Source organism: Petroclostridium xylanilyticum, assembly GCF_002252565.1.
GTDB classification, from domain to species: Bacteria; Bacillota; Clostridia; order SK-Y3; family SK-Y3; genus Petroclostridium; species Petroclostridium xylanilyticum.
Genome location: NZ_NPML01000005.1, coordinates 1 through 7476 on the forward strand (window position 1 = coordinate 1; position 7476 = coordinate 7476).

Sequence of the window (7476 nt, forward strand, 5' to 3'; positions counted from 1 at the left end):
GGGGCAGGTTATAGTTTCAGGGACAGTAGAAGGTTTCCTTCTCTTCACTGGGGTAATGAGTTTGCCAGTAGCTTTAAGCTGATCAGCAATAAGCTTTTTGTAATCAAGTTTCTCAAGGGTTTTAATAATAGGCATTTCATCTACCACAAGCTTACGGTAGGGTTTTTTAACAGGCTCATCGTAATACTTGCGGGGAGAGTGTTTGCCAAGAACGCAACACATAAGATATATAATAATTTGATATTGTAATTGAATGTATAGTAGTAAAACTGATATAATGTTGTTCAAAGGTACTTATCTCCTTTCTGGGGTGTTAGTCTTCACAACAACATTATACCAGATAAAAGGGGGAAAGTACCTTTCTCTTTTCAAATCTATACATTCTCAATTTCCAATTTTATAGGGGTAAGATAAATTTTAAATAAAAGTCAATAAAATCAAAGGGTACAGGTCAAAAGTTGATAAAATTTTTGACACTACCGGAGAGCCAATAAAGCCAAAAAAATGATAAAGGAGCTGTTGGAAGATGATAATAGCCCTGAAAGTCAGGCTTGAACCCAACAACAAGCAAAAAACAAAATTGTTTCAGAGTGCAGGAGTTGCAAGATGGGCATATAACTGGACGCTTGCCAAACAAGAAGAAAATTATAAAAGCGGTGGCAAATTCATTAAAGACGGAGACTTGAGAAAAGAATTAACGTTTTTAAAGAAGACTGAAAAATACAAGTGGCTTAATGATTACAGCAACAACATAACCAAACAAGCCATAAAGGATGCCTGTGATGCTTACTATAAGTTTTTTAAAAAGCTTGCCGATAAACCAAAATTTAAAAGCAGGAAGAAAAGCCAGCCAAAATTTTATCAAGATACCGAAAAAATAAAATTCAAAAATGGCAAGGTTAGATTAGAAAAAATTGGTTGGGTAAGACTTTCAGAAAAAGACAGGATACCGGAAAATGCAAAATATACAAACCCAAGGGTAAAGTTTGACGGAATACACTGGTATGTGTCTGTAGGCATTGAGGCAGAGCAAGAGGCTGTTGAGCTTACAGGCGAAAGTATAGGTATTGATTTAGGGATAAAGAATTTGGCTGTATGCTCAAACGGAATGACCTTTAAAAACATCAACAAAACCAAAAGAGTTAAAAAATTAGAAAAGAAATTGCGCAGGTTGCAGCACAAGGCATCAAACAAATACCAAAAAAACAAGGAAGGAGGAAGTTGCGTCAAAACAGGCAACATTATAAAACTTGAAAAAAACATTAAAAAGTTGTACAAACGTCTTGATAACATCAGAACTGACAACAGGCATAAAGCAACTGCCGAGATAGTGAAAACCAAGCCATCAAGGATAGTTATGGAAAACCTGAATGTCAGTGGTATGATGAAAAACAAACACCTGTCAAAATCAATATCAGAGCAGGGCTTGTTTGAATTCAAAACAATGCTTCAGTATAAATGCAGGAAGTATGGAATTGAATTTATAGAAGCCGATAAATGGTATCCTTCATCAAAAACCTGTTCAGCATGTGGGCATGTGAAAACCAAACTGTCACTGTTTGAAAGGGAATTTATATGTGAATGTTGCGGTGCTGCAATAGACAGGGATAAGAATGCAAGTATCAATTTATCAAGATATAAAGCATCATAAATCACCAAAACGAATTATGATGCTGTGTACCGTGAGTTACACGGGAATTCAAGCCTCTGGAGTGTCACATCAAACGATAGTAGGTTAGCCGAGGTCGGACACTATGAACGAGGAAGCAAACATAAACTTTTACAATGTTTTTGTAAAGTTTTATAAGTTTTGCGTAACGGATAAGACGACGTGAATAAGAAACTTGATATATTTAAGAAAAGCATGTACCGAAAAAATGTAGCTGTATTAGGAGTAGGAATTAGCAATACACCTCTAATAAAATTTCTTGTAAATCTGGGTGCCAAAGTAACTGCTTTTGACAAGAAAACCCGGGAACAGTTAGGTGAAGTATACGATGAATTGGATTTGCTGGGAATTAAGTTTTCTTTAGGAGAAAATTATCTTGATCATATTGGTCATGATATTATTTTTAAAACCCCCGGTATGAGATTTGACATTCCGGAACTTATTGCTGCTAGGGCAAAAGGGAGTATTGTCACTTCCGAAATGGAAGTTTTTTTTGATTTATGCCCTGCTCAAATTATTGGTGTCACAGGAAGTGATGGCAAAACAACCACTACAACTCTAATACATAAAATACTGGAGCAGGAGGGCTATACATGCTGGTTGGGAGGCAACATCGGCAAGCCGTTATTAAGTGAAATAGAAAACATACAGCCTGACCATAAAGTAATATTAGAACTCAGCAGTTTTCAATTACATACCATGAAAGCAAGTCCACATATTGCAGTTATAACCAATATTACTCCAAATCATCTGGATGTACATAAGTCAATGGATGAGTATGTGGATGCCAAGAAAAATATATTTTTACACCAATCAAAAAGCGGTAAACTGGTTATAAACTTTGATAACCATATAACCAGAAGTTTCGAAAAAGATGCTGCAGGGGATGTAATATTTTTTAGTCGCTTGAATAACATTCAAAAAAGTGTATTTATTGACCATAATTCAATTTTTATTAATATAGATGGCAATCCTCAGAAAGTTATCGAAATAGGCGATATTATTCTTCCCGGTGCTCATAACGTCGAAAATTACATGGCTGCCATTGGTGCAGTCTGGGAAATGGTTAGTTGTGAAAGTATCAGACAAGTAGCTGCTGCCTTTACCGGAGTTGAACATAGAATCGAGTTTGTCAGGGAAATAAACAACATAAAATTTTATAACAGCTCCATTGACAGCAGTCCAAGCAGGACAATTGCAACCTTAAATACATTTAACCAAAAGGTAATTTTAATTGCAGGAGGAAAAGATAAAAATATTCCCTATGATGATTTAGGCGGAATTCTTGCAGAGAAAGTCAAATGTCTCGTGTTGATTGGACCCACAGCTTCTAAAATTGAAAAAGCCTTGCAGGATGAGATTGAGAGGACAGGTAAAGGCAGCGATATTCCTGTCTATAAGTGTTCAACCTATGAAGAGGTTGTTAAGACAGCCTATTCAAATGCCAGAGCAGGAGATATCGTATTATTGTCTCCTGCCAGTACAAGTTTCGATATGTTCAAGAATTTTGAAGAGAGAGGAAATAAATACAAAGAAATAGTAAAAGGACTGTAAATAGCTACAGTCCTTTTATTGTATTATGAATACCACGGGCTATACCTGTGGTTCTAAAAAGCTTATAGCTAATGGAAGCGGCTTACACTACCTTGCTACAGCCGCCTTTTTTTATCCCTGATACCGTCCTTGACCTGTTAAAGCAGTTTCGGCTACATGAAATAACCTTGAAGGAGATTGCAAAGACGGTAGCGGCTACAATGAAACAATACAGAAAATACAAAAAAAATCTGACATCTACTGAAATTCGATAAATTATTACAAATTATGGCTATTGACAAAAGGCTTGTCCTGTTATACAATGCCGATGGATAATTTTACTAAACACTCATGGCATGAAGCCGAATCATAAAAATCAAAGGAGTGGTCAAAATGAATTGGTTACAAAACACTGAAATTTCAATGGAATGGTACAATATGTAATGTATAGAAATAAAGAAAAATTCATATCAAGTAATTCAATGTTTGATAAATCAATATGATATCAAGGTGAAGAAAGGTGTACTGCAATGAGAAAAACAAAAGTAATACTGTTTACAATATTTGGAACAACAGTAGGGCTAGTGGCAAGTGTTTTTGCATTAGTTGTAAAAAGTGTCACAATAGATATTTTGAAAGGTTATTCTCTTGAATGGATTGTAGATGTAGTAATAGCAGTAATATTCGGGATAGTGATATTCCGATACATACAAAAGAAATTCAAATCCAGAAATAAATAATTTATTCCTGTAAAAATTCCTGACCGCCTGTTCTCCAAATGCTCCTATTTCAAAATCCCTTTTTGTATCAACCATTTCAATCATTCCTTTCACATGGCAATGTAGCTTCCTCTTTGACTTGTGATATTCTCCAACGGATTGAACTGGTTGAAATCCTTCTGTAAATCCGCAGAAAATAGGAGTAGGAAAACAGAAAACCTGGGCATACGCCAATACAAGGAAAGGCTATTGGAGAATATCCAATAGCCAAATCCTCAATAAAACTCTCACAAATAAGTACTTTCAGAACATAGTTTATAAGAGTTTATCAAAAGATATCTAATTGTATATTAAATCTTAATGAACTTTACTTAACACTAATATTTCACAAAAGGCCATGAAGTTTTTGGCTTCCAAACTTCCCACGAAGCTGGTTCAGTCACATTTTTTCTCACCTTGTAATCCCAGCCGATTTTTATTATATAGTTTGTTGGCTTTGCCCCAGGAATTTGTTTTGCTATTTGTGCCTTTATTTTATCAGTATCATACTGGAAATTGGGATCTATAACATCATTCCACTCAAAAAATAACTGTGCGTCAACATTTCCGCTTGAGTCTTTTTTGGCAGTTCCTTTTATCGTGAAATCACCAACTGCACTATTAGTACCATGTAAATACTGATACCCTATTATTTGTTCGCCATTTTCCATATCAACATGCTTACTTATGTTTATACTCCTGCTTGTCCCATTCTTTATTTTGGAAAACTCACTTGATAACATGCTTTGAACTGCTAACCTCAAATAAGGGTTTTTCATCATATAGGGACCATAATACTTATTTGCAGAGTCCTTTCCGTAAGCTGGCGTATTGTAAATGTCCAATACTGGCAACGACTGTGATTTTCCTTCCAAATATATTTTTTTGTCGGAGTAACACCGGGGACAACCCATTGCCCAAATAGATAGCCTTCAAGAATAAATCTTCCAACCCAGTCAGATTTCAGCCAATCACTATTTTTTCGTGCATAGCCTTCAATACTTCTCCAAGAAATACCCTCTTTGTCAGCGCTAACACTTGCGGCAGTAGCAACACCAGCTAATTGACTGAAAATCACTGCAAATGTCAGCATCAAACATAATAACATTTTTTTCAACCTCATAAAATGACCTCCTTTGGTAATAAATAAATTTCGTACAAAATATTATCATATTATGTAGAAATAGCAAAGAAAAATCGTTCGACTTTTTTACCAAAGGATTTACATGTTTCGACACAAAAAAGGCAGAGCTACTTTATCAATAGTTTCCCTGCCCTACTACTTAATCATTTTAGTATTTCAAACTTGATTTCTTTCGGAGGATTTCTGTCACTTTTTGTCGTTTTTTCTCCCCTCTTAGCCTTGAAATATGCCTTGAACATCTCCTCTGAATTTGCTTTTATAAAAAAATCTTCTTTTTCCAAAGAGTCTTTTTTATAGGCAGTTGCAAATTCTTCATTCACAAGACCAATTTCGTTTTTCACATTAGCATACATATTGAAATGCAAGTCTTTATCTGTAACATTTTTTACTTTTATGGAACATTCAAATACTACATTGTCTTTGTCAAAATAAAACTCATTCAAAAAACTATTCTTGCTATCATATATTAGTTCCTTACCCTGATTTGAAGATTGATTAAGGTATGACAATAATCCTACCACACCAACAATCAATAACGCTATTATTATAAAAATAATTTGCTTTCTTTTCATATACACCCCTCCACATTAAGTTAGTTTACATACAGATTATATACTTGTATGATTACAAAATCAATGCTTTGATTCTACTTTTTCTATATTTTTCAAAACAATATTTCTGTAGATGGTTGCAATCCTTTTTCCGAAAAGCTAATATAGGATAAAGAAGCGTCAGGATTATAGATAAAACACTTTAACCTTGTTTGCCGTAGCCTCCAAGTCATTTGAAATCGGGTATTTGACAGTTGAATAAAGAAAAAATCTTTAAAAGCCTTGATTTAGGCTTATTTTTTTGTCAAACTTTACGTTTTAATGGACATACCCCAAAATTTAATTTAAGAAACCAGCAAGCTCTTGCAGTATCTGAGTTCGAAGAGACTCAGCTGCTGCGATTTGGGCTTCTTTTTTGTATAGTTCAAAAATTCAGCAATACCAGTTTTGTGTTTCTTAAGCACTTCATAAATTCCATCCGCGGTACTGTAGTAAGGGAAAGGTGGTATGCCATGTACTCTTTTGGATATCTCCTGCAAAATAAAAATCATCTTCCTGCTACTTATGGATTTTGAAGTAAGAGAAATATAGCTCATTGCCATGGTTAATAAAAAGTTTATGTTTTTAAGCCTTTGATAGGACTGGACTCTTACATCTTCAAGCTTGTATTGATTTTTCTTAAATCTTATGAACTCTTCTACATTCCATCTGGATATGTAGCAAAGTATAGGTCTTAAACAGTCTTTACCATCTTTTATATCAAGGTTAGTTAAAAGCATAAGCCCTTTTCTGGCATACCCTCTTACAAAGACAAGGTTAAATACTTTGCCAGTAATCTCAGGCAACTCTATAGGCAGAAAACCGAACTGAATTTTTCTTTGCTTACCGTTCTTTTTCTTTATGATTGTTGAATATTTACCCTTATATTTTTTAACAAGGTCGACAATATTTATTTCCTTACCTTTGAAAATGACATTGCGGTTTTTCTTAAGCCTTATGACAAACTTTTGAGAGTTGTTTTCAAAATAATTAAAGAACAGTACATTGTCCATACCTCTATCCATGGTGTAAATGCCCTTGGTCCCGTATAAGCTTCTGAGCTTGTCCAAACACTTTATGATTTCTTCATTTTCACTTTTAAATCCCGGTTCACTTGGAGAGAATAAATCTGAATATATTGGGACAAGAAGCTTGTCTCCGTGGTTATATATAAGTGCTTCAAGTAGATAGTACCCGTCCATATTGGTTTCTTTTGTGCTTCCATCCCTGATCTTGCCCATATTTTCAAAGACTACGCCGTACTTTTTAACAATATCACTTAAGTCGATAATGATAGGCGTATCATGGTGAATATACCTTTTAACTTCAGAAGAGAGGTTCTTAAGTACATCATCAGTATAGGAGAATTTTTCAAGGTTACGGGAAAGGCGTTCTATAGTCTTTTTTAACTTTATATCCTCATTTAAAGAACGGGATATTTCAGCCAGTATTACTGTCTTGGATGCGAGTATGCCAAAGACCATGCAGGATAAGAATTTCTTAAAGGGAACAGGGAGACCCTGAGCCAATCTGGAACAAAAATTACAAATACTTCTTTTCAAATCATATGCTGTTTTGCTATAATCAAACATGTAGGAAAGCCCCTTTCTATGTGGTTTATGTGTTTTTTTTTCGATATCTTAACAATACCATAAATTTGGGGGCTTTTCTCGTGTTTTTACAAATCTGTGGACAAATTTCTCAAATCTCCTGATAACTTCTCATTTTCAGCTTCTTTTTGTGGATAATTTTATTAAAAGAAAAAAATGGGGTATGTCCATT

The 7476-nt window shown here is 34.6% G+C and carries 9 protein-coding genes; 4 read left to right on the forward strand and 5 right to left on the reverse strand.

Translation table 11 applies throughout. The features are described 5' to 3' along the window. A partial coding sequence (locus CIB29_RS03170) for a hypothetical protein (RefSeq protein WP_479724516.1) occupies positions 1-222 on the reverse strand: 222 nt, incomplete at its 3' end. 304 nt (positions 223-526) lie between these two features. Between CIB29_RS03170 and CIB29_RS03175 the strand changes: the two genes are divergently transcribed. From CIB29_RS03175 to CIB29_RS03185, 4 genes are all read left to right on the forward strand, one after another. Further along, on the forward strand, positions 527-1651 hold the full coding sequence (locus tag CIB29_RS03175; protein ID WP_094546722.1) for an RNA-guided endonuclease InsQ/TnpB family protein: 1125 nt from the start codon (positions 527-529) through the stop codon (positions 1649-1651). Between the two features lie 180 nt (positions 1652-1831). After that, on the forward strand, positions 1832-3223 hold the full coding sequence (gene murD / locus CIB29_RS03180) for a UDP-N-acetylmuramoyl-L-alanine--D-glutamate ligase (RefSeq protein ID WP_094546724.1): 1392 nt from the start codon (positions 1832-1834) through the stop codon (positions 3221-3223). Positions 3224-3294: 71 nt separating this feature from the next. Next, positions 3295-3477: a hypothetical protein gene (locus tag CIB29_RS18825; RefSeq protein WP_198543730.1), complete on the forward strand. Its 183-nt coding sequence runs from the start codon at positions 3295-3297 to the stop codon at positions 3475-3477. 255 nt (positions 3478-3732) lie between these two features. Continuing rightward, complete coding sequence (locus CIB29_RS03185; protein WP_094546726.1) at positions 3733-3942, forward strand: hypothetical protein; 210 nt, start codon at positions 3733-3735, stop codon at positions 3940-3942. A gap of 356 nt (positions 3943-4298) precedes the next feature. Here CIB29_RS03185 and CIB29_RS03190 read toward each other — a convergent pair whose 3' ends face one another. From CIB29_RS03190 to CIB29_RS03205, 4 genes are all read right to left on the reverse strand, one after another. After that, complete coding sequence (locus tag CIB29_RS03190; RefSeq protein ID WP_198543731.1) at positions 4299-4742, reverse strand: hypothetical protein; 444 nt, start codon at positions 4740-4742, stop codon at positions 4299-4301. Then, positions 4739-5083 (reverse strand): hypothetical protein, encoded by a 345-nt coding sequence (locus CIB29_RS03195; protein WP_094546730.1) that lies wholly within the window; start codon positions 5081-5083, stop codon positions 4739-4741. The genes CIB29_RS03190 and CIB29_RS03195 overlap by 4 nt, the downstream gene beginning before the upstream one ends. 164 nt (positions 5084-5247) lie before the next feature. Then, complete coding sequence (locus tag CIB29_RS03200; RefSeq protein WP_094546732.1) at positions 5248-5676, reverse strand: hypothetical protein; 429 nt, start codon at positions 5674-5676, stop codon at positions 5248-5250. A 323-nt stretch (positions 5677-5999) separates the two neighbouring features. Next, positions 6000-7286 carry a transposase gene (locus tag CIB29_RS03205; protein ID WP_094546734.1) on the reverse strand — a complete coding sequence of 429 codons (1287 nt, stop codon included), beginning with the start codon at positions 7284-7286 and terminating at the stop codon, positions 6000-6002. Positions 7287-7476 lie beyond the last annotated feature (190 nt).